The sequence below is a fragment of the Halalkalibacterium halodurans genome (assembly GCF_004376175.1).
In the GTDB taxonomy this organism is placed as follows: domain Bacteria; phylum Bacillota; class Bacilli; order Bacillales; family Bacillaceae_D; genus Halalkalibacterium; species Halalkalibacterium halodurans.
Map to the genome: position 1 here is coordinate 55,321 of NZ_SNUY01000008.1, position 21,755 is coordinate 77,075.

The following is a 21,755-nucleotide window of genomic DNA, read 5'->3' on the forward strand; positions in this document are numbered from 1 at the left end:
TTTAGGTGCGATTTTGAGTGGGGCGAAGGTACATTTTTTTGTCTGAAATTATTTTACTTTCATTACCATTAATGGAAGTGTAGTCAACTGATTTTCTATTTATGATTTGATTAAAAAGGTGCTTTTTGAACAAGCTCTATAAAGAAATTCTTTCCTTGTCAATCTTTTTAGATGTAAAGTTTAGGCCCAGGAAGACCGAAGCTTTCTTTTGTCGATTTGCTTGGTAATCGGTGGCCTTTATTTTTTGCTTTTGCTACTGTTGTTTTTTTCTTTGGCTCTGTTTGATTCTTAATCTCTGCTTTTTTCGTTTTCGGCTGCTGTTTTTCGTTTTTCTCCTCTTGTTCCGCTTTTTCTTCTTGTTTTTGACTGACCCCTTCTTGTGCAGTTGAATCGTCGTCTGTTGCTGTAGCTTCGTCTGTGGACTCATCACTGGAGCCAGGATTGCTCCGTAAAATTTGGAAAATAGCGGGTGCATTTCGAATCAAGGGACCATATTGCTGCACAAGAGGGCCGACCTGTTGGGCAACTCCGATAACCTTTTGTGCATTTTGCAACATTGTCATGACGTTCATTCCGCTTCTTGCTGCTCCAGTAGCTGCCCCGACCGCATTCGCAGCACCTGCGCCTTGACTTGCTGCACCAAACATATTCGCCATCCCCGCTCCTTGACCAGCAGCTCCAAAACCGCCTCCCATCGATTGCATCCCAGCTGCTGCGCTGCGTCCACCGCCGAACAGGCGTGATAATAACCCGCCTAGCCCTCTAGGAGCCGCACCACCTGCCATTGGGTTAATCCCTCCAGAGGAAAAAGCCTGAGGGCCAGCGCCCATGGACCCTCCGCCAAACATTTGCGGACCAGCAAAGGGCTGGTGAGGTGGAACGGGCGGCATTGGGGGACCACTAGGAGGACCCATAAATGGTTGCATAATGTCCCATCCTTTCTTCTAAACAACTTCGTTCTATGGTTACACTATGCATGGGTAAAACAATAGGTGAACGTGGGGAATGAGATTGAGAATTCGCACAAGGTGTATAACTATGGTAAAATATAAGTTCGAAAAGAGAGGAGAATGGCAAGCATAAAGGTAATAACGTCAGAAAAAGCCCCCTCTTGATACGAATCATGGGAAATTAAATGAAAGTAGGAGACATGGATGAAATCAGCTAATTTTGCTCGTTTTCAAATAAAGAAGTTTTTACTAGAAGCATTAAGCGATAAAGGGATTACCCATCCGACAGAAATTCAGGAGCGGCTCATCCCGGCGATCCGAAATGGAAAAGACGTGATTGGTCAATCACAGACTGGAACAGGAAAAACGCTCGCCTTTTTGCTGCCAATTGTGGATCGGATTAAGGGGGAGCGTGAGGAAGTACAAGCTGTGATTACTGCACCGACAAGGGAATTAGCTGGGCAAATTTTTGAAGAGCTCCAAGCCTTGTTACGGCATGTGCCTCACGATGAAGAGATTCGAGCGAAGCTAATTGTTGGAGGAACCGATCGAAGTCGCACTTTAGAGAAGTTAAGGGTACAGCCACAGATCGTGGTCGGTACTCCAGGTCGAATTTCAGATCTTGTCCATGAGCAAGCGCTGAATGTCTACACAGCGACAATGCTTGTCGTGGATGAAGCAGATCAAATGCTTGATATGGGATTTATCGAAGATGTGGACAAGGTAGCTGCTCGGATGGCGGAAAACTTGCAAATGATGGTTTTCTCGGCCACAATTCCAGAAAAGCTTAAGCCTTTTTTAAAAAAATATATGAATGAACCGCGCCACGTTCATGTACAGCCAAAACAGGCGACAGCAAACCTCATCGAGCATCGGATTGTGCCGCTTCGTCATAGGGATAAGCTCGAAATCACAACAGAAGTGGCCAGTGTTTTAAACCCGTTTTTAGCGATCGTTTTTACGAATACAAAAGAGCAAGCGGATGAGTTGGCCGATGCGATGCTGGCGGCAGGGCTTAACGTGGAACGGCTCCATGGGGGGCTCCAGCCTAGACAGCGAAAGCAAGTGATGAAACGAGTGAAAAATTATGAAGTGCAATATTTAGTGGCGACAGACCTAGCGGCAAGAGGGATTGATATTAAAGGAGTGTCCCACATCATTAATCATTCGTTGCCGAAAGATTTGGATTTCTATGTCCATCGTGTGGGGCGGACTGCACGTGCTGGTGCTGACGGAATTGCGTTAACCATTTTTGCGCCAGAGGACGAACAAGCGGTGCATAAGTTAATGAAACGAGGGATTCAATTTACGTACTATGACCTTAAAAAAGGGGAATGGCAAAAGTTAGACAAGCCTCCACTTGGTGTACCGGGTGAAAAGCGGCGAAAAGAGGATAAAGGTCTCGAGGCACCGATGGTGAAAAAGGCGAAGAAAGTGAAGCCTGGTTATAAAAAGAAGGCACGTCTTGCACAAGCAGACCAGCAGCGGAGACAACGCCGGTTGAATCGAAAAAAGAAATAGAGAATAGCGCAATAGAAAGGGAGAAGGACGATGACATTACATTTAGGATCACATGTGTCAATGAACGGGAAAAAAATGCTCCTTGGTTCTAGTGAAGAAGCTGTATCATACGGAGCTAATACATTTATGGTTTACACAGGGGCACCGCAAAATACTAGAAGAAAACCAATCGAAGAGCTGAATATTGAAGCAGGTAGGGCCCATATGAAAGAAAATGGTATTGACCATATCATTGTTCATGCTCCATATATCATTAACATCGGTAATTCGGAAAAGCCAGCTACCTTTAAGCTAGGCGTCGATTTTTTACAGTCTGAAATTGAACGGACACAGGCCCTTGGAGCGGATCAAATTGTCCTTCACCCAGGTGCACATGTAGGTGCAGGGGTTGATAAAGGGATTGAAAAGATCATTGAAGGATTAAACGAAGTGTTAACGGAAAATGATGGTGTCCAGATTGCACTTGAAACAATGGCAGGAAAGGGATCTGAATGTGGGAGAACGTTCGAGGAGATCGCTCGAATTATTAATGGTGTGACTCATAATGATCGACTTTCCGTTTGCTTTGACACGTGCCATACGCACGATGCTGGATACAATATCGTAGAGGATTTTGATGGTGTTCTGAATGAGTTTGATAAAATCATTGGCGTGGAGCGAATCAAAGTTCTTCATATTAATGACAGCAAAAATCCACGGGGAGCAGCAAAAGACCGACACGAAAACATTGGTTTTGGTCACATTGGCTTTAAGGCGCTTCATTACATCGTCCATCATCCACAGTTGCAAGACATTCCTAAAATTTTGGAAACACCGTACGTAGGTGAGGATAAGAAAAATAAAAAACCACCGTACAAATTTGAAATTGATATGATTCGTAACGGGACATTTCATGAAGGCTTGTTAGAGAAAATCGTTGCGCAATAAATAAAGAAAAGGCCGAGCTTGGAATCCGAGCTCGGCCGCTTTAAGTATACTGCTAAGGTAAGAGATGACTAAATTGTGTGAGCAATTGGTTGATCGTTTGCGCGAGCTGAGGGTCTGTTTCCTGTTGAAGGCGTTCGATTAAACGTTTCACTTGCGCTTCGTTCCCAACATCTACCGATTCCGAACGAAGGATTGCAATCACGTCTTTTGCTTGATTTCCTGTTAGGGGGATGCCATATTGTTTTGCCAGTTGTAGCAATTCCGGGGCAGTTAGACTATTTAATTTTTGGTTCACCATTTGAATCATAAACGGATTCATGAACAAGCCTCCCTGTTTAAGGTATCTGCAACACTATATGCCAAAGAAATGAGAAGGTGAAAGAGGATTTCAATATCTTCATCGCGAAATAAAACAAATAGAGCAAAAAAAGACAGGTCCTCGTATTTGAATAATTATGCTATGAAAGTATAATGAAACATGTAGAGCGACGTTAACCGATCGTTTACCTTTAGATGGCGGAGAAGGATAAGAGTAAAGGTAGGAGGGCTTTATGATTGAACGAAATGGAAATAAAGGATTAAAGCCTCAAACAAATCATGGTTCTTGTACAGTCCAATTAAAGGAGCTAGAGTTGACTACACAACATCATTCTTATTTAGAGAGCTTATTTTTTGAAGAGTTGAATTTACCGCTTATTAAGATTTCAAAGGATAATGAAGTGGTAAAATGGAATGAGGAGACCGTTGCGTTACTAGACATCTCCGATAAGGCTTTTTCCTATTTGACAATGGAAGAGTTGAACATTCGTTGGCCGATCATGAAGCGAGTGATGGCTGTGGTGGACATGAGTCGAGAAAGAGGGGAACCTGTAGAGGAAGAATTCGAGTGCGAAGATCTAACGGTGAAAATAAGAGCCTTATCGCCAACAGGCGAGGAAACTACGTATGTGATGTTTTTTGATCTATCCATACAAAAGCAGTTCGAAAGTTTACTTACGTTTCACCATCAAATGGAAGCGGTGTCTCATATTGCCGCAGGGGTAGCTCATGAATTGCGCAATCCATTATCAGTCATTAAAGGCTTTTTGCAGCTTTCACAATTAACCGATGGTTTCTCGAAATACTATGATACGATCATGTCGGAATTAAACCGGATGAATGGAATCATTGAAGACTTTTTATCTGTCTCGAGGAAAAAGATTGAACGAAAAGCACAATCACCTAAGAAAATAATGGACTCATTAACTGAAATTATTAAGTCCGAATGTTTGTTACATAATGTTTCTTTTGAAATTGATCTTCAACCTACAAGTAAGATGGTTTATGTCAATGAGTCAATGATTAAACAAGTAATCCTCAACCTTCTCCGCAACTCAATTGAAGCGTTTGGTGACGCTAAAATCGATCGGTTATTTCGTGTTCAAACCATTCCGAAAGAGCACGAGTATGTGTTAACGGTGGAAGACAATGGGAAAGGAATGACCAAGGAAGTGTTAGCACAGCTCGGAAAACCATTTTTTACAACAAAGGACCGTGGAACAGGAATCGGTATCCCACTGTGTAAGAAAATCATAGAAGATCATAATGGAACGTTCCAAATTGAGAGTGAGCGTTACAAAGGAACGAAGGTGACGATCCGATTACCGTTCTCTTCTTAATGAAAAGGAGCTGTCTCAAAAGTCTATCTTTTGAGGCAGCTCCTTTTTTCGTGCTTTTTTTGCAATGAACAATCAAAATCATTTACAAGAAGAAAAAGGACAGCTATAATTGGAGTTAGCATAAAAAGTTTACTTAGAGAAACTTTTGTTCCTGTGATAAAATTTATCGTTCCGCACTGATGGACCTTACATGTCATATATGTAATAAAGAATGGGGGGATGACATAAAAAAGTTGAATAACGCCAAATTAAAATAACATCGTACGTTTTAGGTTAGCCTCTTGGAAGGAAGGAGAATGGGCCATGAATCCAGTTGTAAAAGTCGACAATCTATCTGTTTTTTACGAACAACATCAAGCGATTAAAAACATTCGTTTTCAAGCTGGGTCGGGACAGATGATTGGAATTTTAGGTCCAAATGGGGCCGGGAAATCAACGTTAATGAAAGCGATTCTAGGATTGGAAAGATATACAGGAACGGTGAAAGTATTGGACAAACACGTAAGGCATGTGCGAAAACAAATCTCTTACGTCCCACAGCGAAATGCAATTGATTGGGATTTTCCTGTTTTGGTTGAAGATGTGGTGATGATGGGACGCTTTGCCCATATCCCTTGGTTCAAACGTGCTGGTAAAAATGATAAACGACTCGTGGAAGAATCTCTTAAGAAAGTAGGGATGGAGGAGTACCGTAGCCGGCAAATTGGAGAATTGTCAGGGGGGCAACAGCAACGCGTGTTTATTGCCCGAGCATTAGCTCAGGAATCTGAACTTTTTTTCTTGGATGAGCCGTTTGTTGGCATTGATGTGACGTCAGAATCGATCATCCTGTCATTACTTCAAGAATTGCGTGACCGTGGAAAGACAATTTTTGTTGTTCATCATGATTTAAGTAAAGTGGAAAAATACTTCGATCAAGTATTGATGCTAAACAAAGAATTAATTGCATACGGTCCCGTAGCGGATGTCTATACGCCAGAGATGGTGGCTAAGACCTATCAAGGAAATCTTGCCACGTTTTCAAAGAAAGATGAAGTCTTGGTGGTGAACGTCTAATGGGCAATCTAACATTCTTTTTCGACCAATTGCTGAGTTACTCTTATTTGCAACAGGCCCTTACTGCTGCAATTTTAGTTGGCATCCTTTGTGGAGTGATCGGTTGTTTTATTATTTTACGGGGAATGGCATTGATGGGGGATGCCATTTCTCATGCAGTATTACCAGGTGTCGTCATTGCTTACATGATCGGTGCGAGCTTTTTTATTGGCGCCGTCATTACGGGTGTCATTACGGCACTTGCGATTGGTTATGTGTCACAAAACAGTCGAGTGAAGGAAGATTCAGCCATCGGCATTTTATTTACAGCAGCCTTCGCATTAGGGATTGTGTTAATAACAGGAATGCGCGGCACGGGAGTGGACCTTTGGCATATTTTGTTCGGAAATGTGTTAGCGGTATCGCGCACAGACCTATGGGTTACCCTCGGGATTGGTCTGTTTGTCCTGCTCATTATTATTCTCTTTTACAGACCGTTGTTGCTTAGTACATTTGATCCCGTTATGGCACAAGCGACTGGAATTCCCGTCCAAATGATTCACTACTTGTTAATGCTGCTTTTATCTCTCGTCACGGTAGCGGCCTTGCAGACAGTTGGGATCGTTCTTGTGGTAGCGATGCTCATTACACCAGGTGCAACTGCTTATTTATTAACGAACCGTTTGCCTGTTATGCTCTGTTTAGCGGCGATGTTCGGGGTCATATCCGCCATTGCTGGAATCTATTTTTCGGTGATTTATGATGTGGCCTCAGGGGCTTCCATTGTTCTAGTCGCTTCTACTTTGTTTGCACTTGCCTTCTTTTTCTCACCAAAACAAGGTGTGTTGACACGCTATTGGCGAGGAAAGCGGGCGAAGGAAATGAGTGCAACCTCGTAAAAATGGACCAGTCGTACCAATTAAGGAAAAAGTCGGGGTTGACAATATTCTGACGAATGAGTATTAGGAAGAATGTACGAGGATGACGAACGTATTAAAAGGATAAGGCCTATTTTATCGAAAAGACTTTGCATTATACGAAATACGATCCTTATAAGGGGCTCGTTCATGTTTGAACTCTCCCTCTTGATTCGCTACGATAAAGAGCATTGAAAGAGAGGGAGTGACATCATGAAAAAGAAGTGGCAATTATCACTTGTCATTGTGTTTGCCATGACTACATGTATTTTATATATTTATCAAATGCAGCTGAAGGAAAAAGTGGAAACGTATCGTGAAGAGTTAATGATAAAAAATGAAATGGAAGAACTGGAACATCATCTTACGAATAAGTCATTCGTTGAGGAAGGCTGGCTTGATTATACGACATGGGAAGCATCTAATGAATTAGCAGAAATGTTGTATAAAGATAGCGAAGGGGCCTTTGAGAAAGAGTGGGGTTGGTTTTTAGCCGGGATCAGTCAACAATATGGAGTAGATCCTTTGATTGTCTACGAATTGTTACGGACAGAGACAGGAGGTACGTTTGACCCGACGTTGGTTGGACCAGAAACCCAATACGGGCGCGCGTATGGAATGGCTCAGTTTATGCACAATACGGCACCGTGGATTGCTGAAAAAGCAGGTCTACCGTACGAGGACGATTTGTTGTTTGATCCGGTGTACTCTATTCAGCTTGCGGTAGTCTATTTAGATTTCCTTTACGATAAGTATGAGGATTGGGATCACGCTTTGACTGCATACCATCGTGGCATGTATGGACTTGAGAAATACATTGAGGAAAACGGAAATGCTGAAAGTTGGTACGCCGTTGAAATTCAAGAAAATGCCGAGAATTATGATTGGGTTGCTTTTACTGGTGAATAAAAACCTGAGTGTGAGAACGAATCGATTTTTCATTCAAAGGAGCTTGGAACAAAACGAAAAAGGTTCGGATCATTTTATTTTGATGATCCGGACCTTTTTTCTGTTGATTCAATGTTTGTGTATACACATTACTAGACGGCTTTTCCTCTTTTCAAAGTTGATTGTTAAAAGCACGAGACGCCCCGCGGCAAGCGAGTGGTTTTTGAAACGAAACTGTGATTTCACCTGCTCCGTTTTAATACTTCTACTCCGCTTCGCTGTCGCTGAATCGAGAAGCCATATCGAAAAACGTTAATTGACTCTGAACGGGTTGCTCAGACGGATTCCGCTTCACGTATCGGTATTGACCGAACTGATTTTGCTCCCGTGCTTTCATATTATCAAGGAGGGTAATCGTTAAAATTTCGATGATTCGTCTCTTCGTGGATTGTTGATAAATCGGGAACAAAATTTCAATTCGCTTCTCCATATTCCTTGTCATCCAGTCTGCAGACGAAAGGAACACTTTGTCGTCGCCGCCATGATGAAAATAAAAGATTCGGCTATGTTCAAGGAATCGATCGACGATGCTAAAGACGCGAATATGTTCACTTACATTTGGTATTCCAGGGCGTAAGCAGCAAATGCCGCGAACGATTAGTTCGATTCTTACACCTGCGCGGGAAGCTTCATAAAGCTTTAAAATAATCGGTTTATCTGTAAGTGAATTCATTTTCGCAATGATGTGGCCATTTCCATTTTGTTTGTGACATTCAATTTCTTGATCAATTAAATCTAAGAAGGTGTCCCGAATTTCAAACGGAGCGGTTGACAGATGGTGCCACTGCGGCTTTTCACTATAACCGCTCAAATGATTAAAAAAGTTCGTGGCATCAATGCCAAATTCTTCGTCCGCTGTTAAGAGACCCATGTCGGTATATAACTTTGCGGTAGAATCGTTATAATTTCCGGTCCCTAAATGGACAAAACGTTGAATTTCATCGTTATGGTGGCGAACGACCAACGTGATTTTACTATGTGTTTTCAAGCCGGTAATCCCGTAAATGACGTGAACCCCTGACTTTTCTAACTTTTTTGCCCACTGAATGTTATTTTCCTCGTCGAAGCGAGCCTTTAATTCCACAAGCACGGTTACTTGTTTGCCGTTTTCCGCAGCTCTTGCCAATGCATTGATAATTGGAGAATCACCGCTTACTCGATACAACGTCTGTTTGATTGCTAACACTTGAGGGTCTTCCGCAGCGGTTGCGATAAAGTCGATGACCGGTTGAAACGATTCGTACGGATGGTGCAAAAAAATATCTCGTTTTAAAATCGCATCAAAAATATTCGTTTCACCAATTAAATCTTCTGGTGGCTGTGGAATTAATGTCTCATTCGTTAAATGCTCGTAATCGACGATGAGTCTATTGTATAGCTTAAATAAAAACGTTAAATCGAGAGGACCTTGCAGTGAATAAACGTCATTTTTATGAATTTCCAATACGTCAAGAAGGAGCTTTAGTACATTGGGATCCATAAGCCCTTCTTGCATTTCGAGTCGTACAGCAGCTCCCCATTTTCGTTTCTTTAATTCTTTTTCGATTTCACGTAACAGATCTCTAGCCCCTTCTTCGTGAATGGGCAAGTCGGCGTTACGTGTAATTCGAAACGGAGAGACAGATTTGACTGTATACCCCTTAAAAAGTTTTTCGATAAAATAGCTAATGACATTTTCAAGCAGAATAAATTGATTCTTTCCATCTTCACAAGGTAACAAGATGAAGCGGTTAAGAACGGAAGGTACTTGAACAATCGCGAGTTGCTCTCGGCTATCAGACTCTTTATTCTTAATGACGACGGCTAAATTCAGACTTTTATTAAGTAACATTGGAAATGGCCGATAGGCGTCTACGGCCATGGGAGTAAGAACAGGAAAAATATAATGATCAAACCGTTTTTCTAGGAAAGATCGCTGCTTGTCTGAAAGCTCATCGAACGTTAAAAATTGAATACCGTGCTGTGAAAGCATGGGCATAATCGTTTCCGTGTAGACACGATCTTGGAGTTGGACGAGCTGATGGTTTCGTTCTGAAATTTGCCGTAATTGCTGTTTAGGCGTAAGACCTGCTTTATTTTCTGGCTTGTTGAAACCAGCTTTTACTTGATCCTTTAACCCTGCAACCCGAACCATAAAAAACTCGTCTAGGTTTGAACTGAAAATGGCTAAGAATTTTAGCCGCTCCAGCAAAGGGTTTCGTTCATCAATCGCTTCTTCTAGTACACGCTCGTTAAAAGCGAGCCAACTAAGTTCACGATTGTTATAGAAGGCTGGTTCATTTAAATCGATGTCTGATCTTGTCATTTTCTCCTCAGTCCCCATTTTGCCACTGGAGCCTCCATTCATTCAAAGAAGTTTTCGTCTGCTTGCGAACCGGTAACGAATGGTTCGTAGGCTTGAAAAGGCCCTTACCCTCATTTTATCAGGCGAATGTAAATTTTATGTGAAATTTGATAAAGGGAGAAAGGGAAGCTCTATCGTCTTTTTAATGACCTTCTCTACATGCTTTACGTGCTTTAACGCATAGTCCTGTTCGAACGATGGGTCAAGGTCATAATGGTAATAGAGTGGGAGAACGATCGCGTCTCGTTTTGCCTCGATCGTACCGATTTTACCGATTACATGACGGCGGGTTCGATTTAAGCAATAAGCGAGCTTTAAAATGGCGCCGAGAAATTCGAACCGTTTCAACTGTTTTTTCGAAATCAAGGGCATAAAGGGTGAGGCCATATGCAACAGTTGTGCTTTTGATTTAAAAGAAGACACACAAGCTAGCGCAAGACGCTCCTCATGATTTAATCCATCAATCGACATATTGGTTAGCAAATAAAACGTATGTTGACTGCTTGCTTCTGGGTTAATGTGCTCTCCAAGGTATAGTACCCTTGCCGCCCGATGAATAAGGGTAAGATTTTGCTGATGCTCAAGCTTTCCATTATAAAAAGGGGCCAATTGCTCATATAGCTTCGTCGCGAGCTTCGCCACTTGCTTGACGTGCTCGAGATTAATTTCATATTGGTGGTAGAGTTGATAGAAGCTCTCTTCCACCACATTTGGAAAGCATTCCAAGTTAAGTTGTTCCAAAATTTCGCTGTAAAATAAACCATCCCGTAGTCCTTTTCGGCTCATGATGAATTGGGAAGATCCGACCGTTTTCACAAGGCTGGAAATCGCTTGCGTCCCAGGAATGATGACATCGACCCGATCCTTAGAAAGCCCGTCCAATCCCTCACGTTCTGAGGACGTTAATCGTTGTAGCATTTGAGTAACAGAGTGCAACTCTTCAGCAGGGAAAGAATACTGATGAAGTCCAGCTAGCGGGTAATCGGTCTGACGTTGATGGATTAAGGAAAGATTTCGCGCCGTTCCACCTATGCCAATCACAGGGAGATCTTTGGCATCCTGTAACCATGGCAATGTCGCAAAGGCACTTTCCAAGAATTTCTGCAGCGATGCTAATTCCTCCTCGCTTGGATCGGTGCTGTGAAAGAAATCACGATAAAGTGTAATGGCACCGAACGGAAAGCTATGATAGTGCAGCAGTTTACGGTTGGAAAACCGGGTGATTTCAGTACTTCCTCCGCCAATATCAATGGTGATACCATCTTGGATTGATGTAGAGTTCACGATCGCCAAATAACCAAAATACGCCTCTTCATACTCAGATAACAGCTTTATCGAAAAGCCTGTTTCTTGCTCCGCAAGCTTCAAAAGCTCCTTGCGATTATTGGCCTTCCGCATGGCAGCAGTGGCAACAACGATCGCGCGGTCGCAATGGTGATCCTCCGTTAAGGTACGAAATTTTTGTAGTGTAGTTAGCAAAATGGAGGTTCCTTCTTTCGTAAGGTTCCCTTGAGCGTCAAGATGATTGCTTAGTCGAGCAACGGTTTTGAAATTGTAGAGCTCTTGATAATGACCATGTTCATTTATCGTGTTAATAACAAGACGGATGGAATTGGAACCGATATCAATAATGGCAAGTCGCTGTCTTTTCAATGGAGATTCTCCTTTATCGAAAAAATAAACATCTACTTTTGCTACTAGTATACAAAAAAATGACGGACATGGAACGTGCAACAGTAGACATTCTACCTATAAACGTTATAATAAGGACTGTGATAAATAAATCGGAATGATTCTTAATATATACCTAATAAAGGATTATTCATTTCATGCGATCGGTGGAGGACTGTATATGTATCAATCAAAGGAAGAATTAACGATCGACATCCGGAATGTGGCGTATCGTTATGACTATCGTAACGTGTTGGAAAACGTCACGCTTCCCATTCGTCAAGGAGCATTTGTCGGGTTGGTAGGTCCAAACGGCTCTGGAAAATCAACGCTTATAAAATGCATTTTAGGGCTGCAAAAACCGAGCCAAGGAAGCATAAAGCTCTTTGGACAGCCAGTGGATAAATTCCGGCAGTGGGATCGAATTGGCTATGTATCGCAAAAAGCTAACAGCTTCAATTCAGGATTCCCTGCCACTGTTTATGAAGTCGTTTCGATGGGGCTGTTTGGTAAGGTCGGGATGTTCCGCTTTCTTACGAAAAAACATAAACAGAAAGTGAAAGAAGCTGTTGCAAGCGTCGGGATGAGCGGGTACTTACACCAAAATATTGGCGAGCTTTCAGGCGGACAGCAGCAGCGCGTGTTTATTGCTCGTGCTCTCGTAAGTGATCCTGAGTTGTTAATCCTTGATGAGCCCACGGTCGGAGTGGATGTGTCATCCGTAAAAAGCTTTTATACACTGTTAAGTGAGTTAAACCAAAAGCGGGGGATCACATTGTTACTCGTAACTCATGACATCGGGGCAATGACGGATTACGTGACAGATGTGGCTTGCCTAAACAAGCATCTTCATTTCCATGGTGATACGAAAGCGTTTGAGCAAACCCAAGACTTAACGGCCTTCTATGGACACGATGTTCACTTACTTACACACGATCATGGGGGGCATGGGCATGCTTGAAGTTTTTTTTCGTTATGAATTTTTACAAAATGCGTTTTATACTGGCGTGATGATCGGCTGCCTAGCGCCGTTACTCGGCGTTTTTCTTGTTGTGAGAAGGATGGCGCTCATTGCCGATGCCCTTTCCCACATTACGTTATCGGGGATCGCTTTTAGTTTATTGATTTCCAATTACGCAGCGCTGTTTTTATTTGTCAACCCATTATATATGGGAATTGTATTTTCCGTAGTCGGTTCTTTATTAATTGAAAAATTGCGCCAAGTTTACAAGTTTTATCAAGAAATTGCGATCCCGATCATTTTATCTGGTGGCCTCGGCTTAAGTGTCCTGTTTTTATCTTTAGCCGATGGATTTAACAATGATTTAATGAACTATTTATTTGGGAGCGTCATCGCCGTAAGTCGCTCGGATTTATGGACCATCTTATTTATTACAATTGTGGTCATCATCGTATTAGTCTTATTTTATAAGGAGTTATTCTTTTTATCCTTTGATGAAGAACAAGCCGTTGTATCGGGCATTCAACGTCGTTTCGTTCATTTTATTTTTATTGTGATGGTCGCACTAGTAATTGCCGCTTCTATGCGTATTGTCGGGATTCTCCTCGTTTCGTCTTTAATGACGCTACCAGTTGCTGCGGCGATGCGATTTGCAAAAGGGTTTAAGCAAATGTTTGTCTATTCTATTCTTTTTGGAGAAGTGGCTGTTATTGGTGGCTTAATCTCAGCCTATTATTTGGATTTAGCGCCAGGAGGCACGATTGTGATGTTAGCGGTGCTCATCCTAGTAGGTTCCATTATCGGCAAAAAAGCAGCGACTTCGTGGGCACAAAAGAAAGAGACAATCCCTTCATGATGATTGTTGAATCTGTTACTTTCGTGTAAAATATGAGGGGACGAAAGGGCGTGCAAATGATGAACGTATCTGAAGCGATGAATATTTTAAAAAATAAAGGATACAAACATACGGACAAGCGTGAATTGATGCTCACTATTTTTGCAGATGAAAGCCGTTATTTGTCTGCTAAAGATGTATTGGAACGCTTGCAAAAACAGTATCCAGGATTAAGCTTCGATACCATTTATCGAAACCTTTCCTTGTTTAGCCAGCTCGGAATATTGGAAGAGACAGAGTTGGATGGAGAAAAGCGATTTCGATTCAGTTGTTCCACGACCCACCACCATCATCATTTAATTTGTTTAACGTGTGGGAAAACGAAGCATATTGAAAACTGTCCGATGGATATTGTGAATCAATCCTTCCCAGAGTTTGAAGTAACAGGACATAAATTTGAAATTTACGGCTATTGTAAATCGTGCCGAAACGATTAACTACATTCAAATGAGGTTTTCATACGAAAAGTTTTTGGCAGGAAAACGTGATAAACGCCCAATCCAAATGTTTACCTAGTTCATAGTGTATCATGTAGCCTACTATTGAAAGGAGATGGCATCATGAGTGCACCAACAGGTGGATATGGTTATGGAAGCGGCTTTGCTCTGTTAGTTGTGTTGTTTATTCTTCTTGTAATTATTGGAGCAAGCTGGTCCGGTTGGTACTAAGTTGATTTATGCGAGCATGGGATCCCATGCTCGTTTTATATTTTTTCAAAAGTTGGACAGGGGTAATTTGCCGGGAATAAAAGAAGACCATTCGTGCACCCTAGGGAACAGAGGGGGGAATTTTTCGAATGGAAAATCCAATTGTGAAATGTAATGTATCGAACTGTATGTATTGGGGCGAAGAAAATCGTTGTCATGCTGATGCCATTTTGGTGGAAATTGATGCGAATCAGCATCGTGATTATGACATGGAAGCAGGCCGTGAACCGTATGCAACCGCAGAAAAACGAGAAGTCGCTAAATCTAGCGGCGAAACCTGTTGTTACACTTTTCGTCCCAAAAAGCGTTAACGACACGAAGAAAAGACCGGAAGCATTCCGGTCTTTTCCCATTTTTAAGAAAGTATAGCTGAAAGTGAAAACCCTTTTCTTTAGAAGCCCGAACGTTTAAGCCATTCATCGACCCAGGCCTTGCCTCAGTCCAATGGTTGATTCGGACCACATTTGCAGGTGTTGGCAAACGGTTGTAAGGAGTATCCATTAAAATGACAGGAATGGCGAATGTTTCGGCGATTGCCACCGCATTGTCGTGCTTGTCTTCAAAGAATATGTCGATTTCATGTGTACGAATCGCCTCTATTTTGTCGTGTTTACCGACAAGCTCAATATGGTGAAAGGGAAGGTTTTGTTGTTCAAACCAATTTTTTGTTATTTCTTCAAGGTGACTCGCTCTTGCCGTAATATAAATAAGTTCATGTTCTTGCTTCCATTCCTCTAACACCTGATCGACACCATCTGCTTTTTTTGCTTGTTTGTAAATGGTTTGTTCGTGCTGTTCCATCCATTTCCAAAATTCTTCACTAGTAATTCCAAGCGATTTTGTTAGGTCATAGTCAGTAATATCTTCCAATGTGAGTGTTTTTTGGAACTGTTCGTTCAAATAGGGGAGAAACGTCGCAGGATCGGTGACGGTCCCATCAATATCTAAACCGAATCGTTTTTGTTTTCTCATAGTCATTTTGCGTTCACTCCTTTATGTACTTTCCACCTCATACAATACACGACCTGTTCAATGAAAGCTAGCACGTTCCTTGTGATGAAAAGATTGTCACCGATATTCTTTTGCCGCAGCGTCATACTAAAAATGTTCCCCGAAACAGAAAGAGAGGGAGTCAAATGAGCGAAAATCGAAACGGCAACAACCTAAATGGTCACGACATCGATCGAGATCCTATACGACTTGTGGATGAAAACGATCCAGCTTTGACGCTTGTGGAAGATGATGATCTAGCTGAGGAGGACACGATCGGTGCTTCAATGGACGCAGCAAGATCTCTTGATGATTACGATGAGGAGACAGCTGCCGAATTAGCAGCACCACCGTCCTCTGTACCTTTTCAGCGAGATGAAGAAGAAGCAGATGAGACAGAAGAAGCCAATATGGATGACGCAACAGCAGGGAAGGGAGTAGGGACCTTTGCCATTGTCCTCTCCATCTTATCGCTGTTCTTTTTACCTATTCTGTTAGGAGCTTCGGGAATTGTTATTGGTTATGTATCCCGTCGTTATGGGGCACGGGCGTTAGGAAACTGGGCCATCGGGATCGGCGCATTTTCCATCTTAATGACCGTCCTTTTCTCACCATTTTTCTAGATTAGGGAGTAGGGGAACAAATGAAAAAGCATAAGCGTTACGCTTATGCTTTTTCTAATTCCTTCTGCTTGGCAAAATATTCTTCTGCAATTTTATCGATTTCTTTTTTCAATTCCTCGACCATCGTTTCTTCGGGTACTTTTCGCACGATTTCTCCTTTGCGGAAAAGGAGTCCTTCTCCTCTGGCACCAGCAATTCCAATGTCAGCTTCGCGCGCTTCACCTGGACCGTTAACAGCACAGCCTAGCACGGCTACTTTGATTGGCGCACGAATTTTGGAAATATATTCTTCCATTTCATTGGCAATGCTTATTAAATCAATCTCAATCCGCCCGCATGTTGGACATGAAATTAATGTAGCTGCGTTGGAAGCAAGCCCAAAGGATTTTAACAGTTCTCGTGCCACTTTAACTTCTTCAACTGGATCAGCACTTAACGAAACGCGGACGGTGTTACCAATGCCCATGTTTAAGATGGCACCAAGTCCAGCCGCGCTTTTTACGGTACCTGCAAATAGCGTCCCTGATTCTGTGATTCCTAAGTGAAGCGGGTAATCGAAAGCTTTTGCTGCTTTTTCATAAGCTTCAATGGCTAAATTCACGTCAGATGCTTTCATAGACACAATAATGTCATGAAAATCAAGATCTTCTAAAATTTTGATATGGTGTAAGGCGCTTTCCACCATCCCGTCAGCCGTTGGGTACCCGTATTTGTCAAGGATTCGCTTTTCGAGCGAGCCAGCATTGACACCAATACGAATTGGAATGCCCTTTTCTTTTGCTGCTTTGACGACCGCTTCTACTTTGTGACGCTTACCAATGTTTCCAGGATTAATCCGAATTTTATCGGCACCGCCTTCAATGGCTTTCAAGGCGAGCTTGTAGTCAAAATGAATATCGACAACAAGAGGAATTGAAATCTGTTTTTTAATCGCAGGAATAGCTTCTGCTGCACGCATGTCGGGACATGCGACGCGAACGACTTGACACCCTGCTTCCTCTAACCGTTTAATTTCTGCTACGGTTGCTTCCACATCATGGGTTTTAGTCGTTGTCATACTTTGAACGACCACTTCGTTGTTTCCACCGATCGTCAAGTTCCCGACCTTTACGGGCCTGGTCTTGGTACGATGTGTAATCTCGGTCATTGACCTATCGCTCCTTTTTGTCACGCTTTACGTGAACTGTAGAGATACGATCCTATTTTATCAATCGTGCCTTAATTTTGGCAAGGACAAAGTTTGTCACTTATTCTCCATAGATTGGAAAACGATAACTTTCGCCGATTTGGATATCCTCCGGAGCTAGTCCGTCGTTTAGTTGCGAGAAATCATAAACAATCTCTTGTATGGTGGCACGGATTGGCTCCGTGTGTAAATGTTCGACGATGGAAAGTACAGTATACCCTGGCTCAACAACAACGACTTCATAAGGAGCATCAGGTAACGTATTATTTTCGGCAGCTTCTACAGTAGAGGGGCTGTTCACTAGTGGGGGTAAGGTGCCGATCGTTAGGTCATAATACATACTTGAAAAGATGATCAATAATAAAGTAAAAAACCCGAGTCGTTTCATGAAGCTTGTCCTCCTTACAACGTAGGTTATTCTGTAGTATATGCTGGAAATCATTTCATATGTCATAAAATGTTCGACAATTTTCTGTGCATGGACTCAACGTCAAGTGGTGGATGCAACTGCTTCTAAATTAGGCTTGTCAACAACACCATGTTTTTAAAATAGATTTCAGGTGACATAACGGAAGGAGCATGTGCGTAATTATGACTCGAGTGACCGATACGCTACTTTATGTTGTTTTAGGAATGGCGCCACTTCTCATGGTTCTTGGGAATTCAATGTTTATCCCCATGCTACCAACGATTCAAGCGGAATGGGGATTATCGGTTGTCCAAGGCGGATGGTTGCTTACGTCCTTTACTGTTCCAGCAGCACTCCTAATCCCTATAAGTGGGATTCTCTCTGAGCGATATGGACAAAAGCGCATTGGTTTGGCCTCTCTTGTTATTTTAGGAACGGGATGCGTCCTTTCAAGCATCGCTGTAGTGATCGAGACGCGCCCGTTTTGGCTCCTTTTAACCGGAAGAATCATTCAAGGATTAGGAACTGGAGGATTAACACCCATTTCCTTAATGGTAGCTTCAGAATTATTTTCAGGAAAAAAACGAAATGAAGCGTTAGGCTTTCTTGAAGTAAGCAATGGCATCGGAAAAATCATCAGCCCAATCATTGGAGGTTTGATACTTTTGGCTTCGTGGTATTATTCATTTGTCGTATTATTTGCCCTTGCGTTACTAGCGTTTGTTGGTTTCTATACACTTGTGAATGAACCAAAAAAACATGAAACGACATTATCGGCTCGCGCGTATACTAAAAAGCTATCCCAATCCCTTCAAGAAAACTGGAAAATGTTCGTGCCGATCTTTATCATTGGGAGCTTAGGAATGCTCATCCTTTTTGGCTACTTGTTTGCAGTCTCGAACATGATTGGAGAAGTTTCTCCATTCTGGAAAGGAGTCATTTTAGCCGTCCCGTTCCTTTTATTCGCGGTCGCTTCTTTTTGGACAAGTCGCTGGTTAACTCCGGAATTTGCTTCGTTCCAAAAGGCGATGATGGTCGGGACGACGCTGATGACAGGAGCAATGTTCCTCATGCTATGGCAACATGATCGAACCATTTTGTTTATGCTTGTGAGCTTATTTTCTCTTGGGCTTGGCATGTTTTTTCCTCCTGCCAGTGCAGCGGTTGCGGCATTAACGAATAATGTGAGTCGAAGTGTGATCATGCCTTTATATTCGATGGCCCGCTTTCTTGGTGTGGCGGTTGGACCAGTTATTTTCGGCTTTTGGCTTGAACGAAATATTTCCATTCATACCATGAGTTTTTTTATTATATCGTTAAGTTTTTTTATCATGTGTGTCCTTTGGTATAGTGGGTTTTTAAGAAAAACCAATCTCTCCCATGAATCGAGTTAGTTCAAAAGTCCCTTTTCTTTTTTTGTAAGTTCGTGTTTCCTTTTAATTAGTGTGGACATTATATGAGATAGAGGGGTCACACTTTTGGTTTTAGAGATAAAAGGAGTCGATAAATATGAAAACATGGTTTAACAAATGTATGACTGTAATGTTAGCGATTTTGTTACTTGTACCATCACTTGCACCATCAGTCGCCTTGGCAGATGCTGTAACTGGCGAAGTGATTGTCACTTTAGGACAGGATCTGTCCCAAGAACAAAGACAGCAAATTTTAAATGAAATGGGCGTAGATGATACCGTTGAAATCATCTATGTTACGAATGCAGAAGAGCATCAATATTTAGGAGACTATATTAGCGCTTCACAAATTGGAACAAGGGCGCTGTCTTCATCGAAAATTACATTAACGGAGCCAGGTACTGGGCTTCATGTGGAGTCAAATAATATCGATCGGATTGCAGATACGATGTATGCTAATGCCCTTGTCACTGCAGGGGTTGAGGATGCAGACATTTATGTCACAGCACCGTTCCCGGTTTCTGGTACAGCTGCTCTAACGGGACTTCTTAAAGCATATGAAGTTGCAGCAGATGTCACAATTCCAGAAGAGCAAAAACAAGTGGCCAATGAAGAGATGGTTAAGACATCAGAACTAGCTGAGCGAGTAGGTGTCGAAGAGGCAACGGAGTTAATGAATCGAATTAAAGAAGAGATCGCAGCGAATCCAGTCGAAACAGAAGATGAACTTCGCGACTTGATCCGCCGACTTGCTGAAGAGCTAGGGATCACATTAACAGATGAAGAATTAAATGGACTTGTATCCTTGTTTATGCGGATGAAGGATTTAAATATTGATTGGAACAAAGTTCAAGATGGAATCCAGCATGTACGTGACAATTTAGACGACTTTTTAAATCGGGAAGAAACCCAGTCAATCATTCGTCGAATTCTAGATATGATTAGCGAGTTGATCGATGCCCTCATCGGATTGTTCACGAGCTCAGAATAAAAAAGCGGAGATTTCCGCTTTTTTATTTGCACAATACGTGAGGAAGGGATACATTTGAAGAAGAATACCGCCTAGAAGGTGAATCCTTCTTTCGGTCCATCCTCTATAAAAACTGAAACATTTTTTGCCCTCAAACGTAAATCATGGTGGAAGGAGGTCGAGGATATGGAATGGCTTGATATCGCAAGTGTAGGTTTTGTTGTTGTCTTATTAGGCACATTATTCTTATTTGGCGAGCTTCTCGTTCGTGCTAAAGGTTTATTTGGACTTCTTGGTGTTGCAATTATGAGCTTTTACTTTTCCCATCACCTAACAGGGGATGCAGGGTTTTGGGTTGTGATCCTATACTTAGTAGGTCTTGCGTTGATCATGGTTGATGGTAAGGTGATTTCAGATGGCACGATTGCCCTGCTAGGCATTGCATTAATGATCGTCGGACTTGCGATCCCCTCACCTAGCGTTATTTACGGTATCCTTGTCGGGATGGGATTTTTAGTTGGGGGCTTTAGCTCAGCGTTATTTTTAAAGGTTTTTCCTTCACGAAACATGTGGTCAAAAATGACGCTCCGGGATCGACTAACAGGAGATCAGGGCTATAATTCGATGAATGAAGAATATAAGTCACTCATTGGGAAGCGAGGGAAGACGATAACGCCTTTTCGCCCGACTGGCTCGGTTGAAATTGAAGGGAAGCCATACAGTGGGACGAGCGGCAGTCATTGGCTTCAAGAAAATGAACAGGTTGAAGTGGTTTCTGTTAGCGGAACGTATATTTTAGTAAAGAAAATCGAAGAACAAGATATTGAAGATAAATAAACAGGGGACGGAGTTATCCGCCGCCCTTTTTTTTAGGTTTTGGCAATGTGTAAAGGCTAAATACATAAAGGCCAATAGTAATCATGATCAGCAGGAGGATAGGAACTGAGTGTAATAAGGAATCGATGATTGAAAAGGCAACGGCTGGCATTGTCATAGCTATCGCTGCCATAGACCAGAGAGCTTTATAGGTTAACCGAGCCTCTTTTGGTCGAAGCAGGAGCCCTATGGTAGCAAGCAAGCTAATACCAATATAGGCAAAGTCGGCAAACCCTACATACATAACCAAAATCGAAAGGGAAACAAAGATGAAGAAGACGCCTTGAAATTGTTCAATCGATTGCTGCAATTCGGTAGGGGAAAGAGAATGTATCCCCGAAAACTGATATTGGACCGCTTGCATGTGACCATTGTCCAAGAAAATCATTTCGGTTTTAAGGAGTGCCACCCCATTTTGGTAAGCGCTCAAATCTTTTTCCGTAACCGTACCTGTATCGTCAAGGATGAAGACCCCATCGATAAGTGCGTCTGTTATATAAGGGCGTTCATGGTGCTCCTCTAACTGTAAATGTCCATCAACAATTTGAAACGAGGGAATGTCTTCATGTAAGATCGATTGCAGTTGAGTTACGCCATGTTGCAACGACGAGACGAGCATTATACTTGGGGGAATGATAATGAGCAGTGTCACGAGTAAAATGTGAACGATTGCTTTTGTAATTGGAACAAACCGAGCGTATTTTATCGTTTGTATGAGATATAAGCTTTTAAATAATAGTTGAAATTGGTTCATG

Annotated in this window: 22 protein-coding genes and 1 pseudogene; 15 read left to right on the forward strand and 8 right to left on the reverse strand. The window is 42.2% G+C overall.

Features of this window, described 5'->3' with window-relative positions; genetic code table 11:
- Positions 1 to 167: 167 nt before the first annotated feature.
- Positions 168 to 926 carry a VrrA/YqfQ family protein gene (gene vrrA / locus E2L07_RS04265; RefSeq protein WP_134228931.1) on the reverse strand — a complete coding sequence of 253 codons (759 nt, stop codon included), beginning with the start codon at positions 924 to 926 and terminating at the stop codon, positions 168 to 170.
- A 228-nt stretch (positions 927 to 1,154) separates the two neighbouring features.
- Here vrrA and E2L07_RS04270 point away from each other — a divergent pair, with 228 nt between their 5' ends.
- Both E2L07_RS04270 and E2L07_RS04275 read left to right on the forward strand, forming a co-directional pair.
- Positions 1,155 to 2,471, forward strand: a complete 1,317-nt coding sequence (locus E2L07_RS04270; RefSeq protein WP_134228932.1) for a DEAD/DEAH box helicase — start codon at positions 1,155 to 1,157, stop codon at positions 2,469 to 2,471.
- Between the two features lie 30 nt (positions 2,472 to 2,501).
- A complete protein-coding gene (locus tag E2L07_RS04275) occupies positions 2,502 to 3,398 on the forward strand; it encodes a deoxyribonuclease IV (RefSeq protein ID WP_053431510.1) in 897 nt (298 codons plus the stop codon).
- A gap of 52 nt (positions 3,399 to 3,450) precedes the next feature.
- Here the strand turns inward: E2L07_RS04275 and E2L07_RS04280 are convergent, their stop codons facing one another.
- Positions 3,451 to 3,717, reverse strand: coding sequence for a DUF2624 domain-containing protein (locus E2L07_RS04280; protein ID WP_010897552.1), 267 nt, complete (start codon positions 3,715 to 3,717; stop codon positions 3,451 to 3,453).
- Between the two features lie 232 nt (positions 3,718 to 3,949).
- On the opposite strand from E2L07_RS04280, the gene E2L07_RS04285 reads away from it, so the two are divergent.
- The 4 genes from E2L07_RS04285 (at position 3,950) to E2L07_RS04300 (ending at position 7,917) form a co-directional block, all read left to right on the forward strand.
- Positions 3,950 to 5,056 (forward strand): two-component system sensor histidine kinase NtrB, encoded by a 1,107-nt coding sequence (locus tag E2L07_RS04285; protein ID WP_134228933.1) that lies wholly within the window; start codon positions 3,950 to 3,952, stop codon positions 5,054 to 5,056.
- A gap of 303 nt (positions 5,057 to 5,359) precedes the next feature.
- The gene (locus E2L07_RS04290; RefSeq protein ID WP_134228934.1) at positions 5,360 to 6,112 is read left to right on the forward strand and encodes a metal ABC transporter ATP-binding protein; all 753 of its coding nucleotides are present in this window, start codon (positions 5,360 to 5,362) and stop codon (positions 6,110 to 6,112) included.
- Complete coding sequence (locus E2L07_RS04295) at positions 6,112 to 6,990, forward strand: metal ABC transporter permease (protein ID WP_134228935.1); 879 nt, start codon at positions 6,112 to 6,114, stop codon at positions 6,988 to 6,990. Before E2L07_RS04290 ends, E2L07_RS04295 begins: the two co-directional genes overlap by 1 nt.
- 231 nt (positions 6,991 to 7,221) lie before the next feature.
- Positions 7,222 to 7,917, forward strand: a complete 696-nt coding sequence (locus E2L07_RS04300) for a lytic transglycosylase domain-containing protein (protein ID WP_134228936.1) — start codon at positions 7,222 to 7,224, stop codon at positions 7,915 to 7,917.
- A 244-nt stretch (positions 7,918 to 8,161) separates the two neighbouring features.
- On the opposite strand, the gene E2L07_RS04305 is transcribed toward E2L07_RS04300, so the two are convergent.
- Complete coding sequence (locus E2L07_RS04305) at positions 8,162 to 10,279, reverse strand: RNA degradosome polyphosphate kinase (protein ID WP_053431505.1); 2,118 nt, start codon at positions 10,277 to 10,279, stop codon at positions 8,162 to 8,164.
- Positions 10,280 to 10,396: 117 nt separating this feature from the next.
- Positions 10,397 to 11,953 (reverse strand): exopolyphosphatase, encoded by a 1,557-nt coding sequence (ppx, locus tag E2L07_RS04310; protein WP_053431504.1) that lies wholly within the window; start codon positions 11,951 to 11,953, stop codon positions 10,397 to 10,399.
- A gap of 199 nt (positions 11,954 to 12,152) precedes the next feature.
- Here ppx and E2L07_RS04315 point away from each other — a divergent pair, with 199 nt between their 5' ends.
- From E2L07_RS04315 to E2L07_RS04335, 5 genes are all read left to right on the forward strand, one after another.
- Positions 12,153 to 12,932: a metal ABC transporter ATP-binding protein gene (locus tag E2L07_RS04315; protein WP_010897559.1), complete on the forward strand. Its 780-nt coding sequence runs from the start codon at positions 12,153 to 12,155 to the stop codon at positions 12,930 to 12,932.
- A complete protein-coding gene (locus E2L07_RS04320) occupies positions 12,925 to 13,788 on the forward strand; it encodes a metal ABC transporter permease (protein ID WP_010897560.1) in 864 nt (287 codons plus the stop codon). The genes E2L07_RS04315 and E2L07_RS04320 overlap by 8 nt, the downstream gene beginning before the upstream one ends.
- Before the next feature lie 59 nt (positions 13,789 to 13,847).
- Complete coding sequence (locus E2L07_RS04325; RefSeq protein WP_010897561.1) at positions 13,848 to 14,264, forward strand: Fur family transcriptional regulator; 417 nt, start codon at positions 13,848 to 13,850, stop codon at positions 14,262 to 14,264.
- A 123-nt stretch (positions 14,265 to 14,387) separates the two neighbouring features.
- Positions 14,388 to 14,495, forward strand: a complete 108-nt coding sequence (locus tag E2L07_RS04330; RefSeq protein WP_010897562.1) for a YjcZ family sporulation protein — start codon at positions 14,388 to 14,390, stop codon at positions 14,493 to 14,495.
- Positions 14,496 to 14,623: 128 nt separating this feature from the next.
- On the forward strand, positions 14,624 to 14,845 hold the full coding sequence (locus tag E2L07_RS04335; protein WP_010897563.1) for a DUF1540 domain-containing protein: 222 nt from the start codon (positions 14,624 to 14,626) through the stop codon (positions 14,843 to 14,845).
- 80 nt (positions 14,846 to 14,925) lie between these two features.
- Here E2L07_RS04335 and E2L07_RS04340 read toward each other — a convergent pair.
- Positions 14,926 to 15,512, reverse strand: a pseudogene (locus E2L07_RS04340) (5' nucleotidase, NT5C type).
- A gap of 158 nt (positions 15,513 to 15,670) precedes the next feature.
- Between E2L07_RS04340 and E2L07_RS04345 the strand changes: the two are divergent.
- On the forward strand, positions 15,671 to 16,147 hold the full coding sequence (locus E2L07_RS04345; protein ID WP_053431503.1) for a hypothetical protein: 477 nt from the start codon (positions 15,671 to 15,673) through the stop codon (positions 16,145 to 16,147).
- A 43-nt stretch (positions 16,148 to 16,190) separates the two neighbouring features.
- Here E2L07_RS04345 and ispG read toward each other — a convergent pair whose 3' ends face one another.
- Positions 16,191 to 17,294 (reverse strand): flavodoxin-dependent (E)-4-hydroxy-3-methylbut-2-enyl-diphosphate synthase, encoded by a 1,104-nt coding sequence (ispG, locus tag E2L07_RS04350; RefSeq protein WP_010897566.1) that lies wholly within the window; start codon positions 17,292 to 17,294, stop codon positions 16,191 to 16,193.
- Positions 17,295 to 17,394: 100 nt separating this feature from the next.
- Positions 17,395 to 17,721 (reverse strand): hypothetical protein, encoded by a 327-nt coding sequence (locus E2L07_RS04355; protein WP_010897567.1) that lies wholly within the window; start codon positions 17,719 to 17,721, stop codon positions 17,395 to 17,397.
- Between the two features lie 203 nt (positions 17,722 to 17,924).
- On the opposite strand from E2L07_RS04355, the gene E2L07_RS04360 reads away from it, so the two are divergent.
- From E2L07_RS04360 to E2L07_RS04370, 3 genes are all read left to right on the forward strand, one after another.
- Positions 17,925 to 19,136, forward strand: coding sequence for an MFS transporter (locus tag E2L07_RS04360; RefSeq protein ID WP_010897568.1), 1,212 nt, complete (start codon positions 17,925 to 17,927; stop codon positions 19,134 to 19,136).
- A gap of 115 nt (positions 19,137 to 19,251) precedes the next feature.
- The gene (locus tag E2L07_RS04365) at positions 19,252 to 20,145 is read left to right on the forward strand and encodes a DUF1002 domain-containing protein (protein WP_134228937.1); all 894 of its coding nucleotides are present in this window, start codon (positions 19,252 to 19,254) and stop codon (positions 20,143 to 20,145) included.
- 165 nt (positions 20,146 to 20,310) lie between these two features.
- A complete protein-coding gene (locus E2L07_RS04370) occupies positions 20,311 to 20,961 on the forward strand; it encodes an NfeD family protein (RefSeq protein ID WP_134228938.1) in 651 nt (216 codons plus the stop codon).
- Positions 20,962 to 20,974: 13 nt separating this feature from the next.
- Here the strand turns inward: E2L07_RS04370 and E2L07_RS04375 are convergent, their stop codons facing one another.
- Positions 20,975 to 21,754, reverse strand: coding sequence for a DUF1189 domain-containing protein (locus E2L07_RS04375; protein ID WP_166740017.1), 780 nt, complete (start codon positions 21,752 to 21,754; stop codon positions 20,975 to 20,977).
- Position 21,755 lies beyond the last annotated feature (1 nt).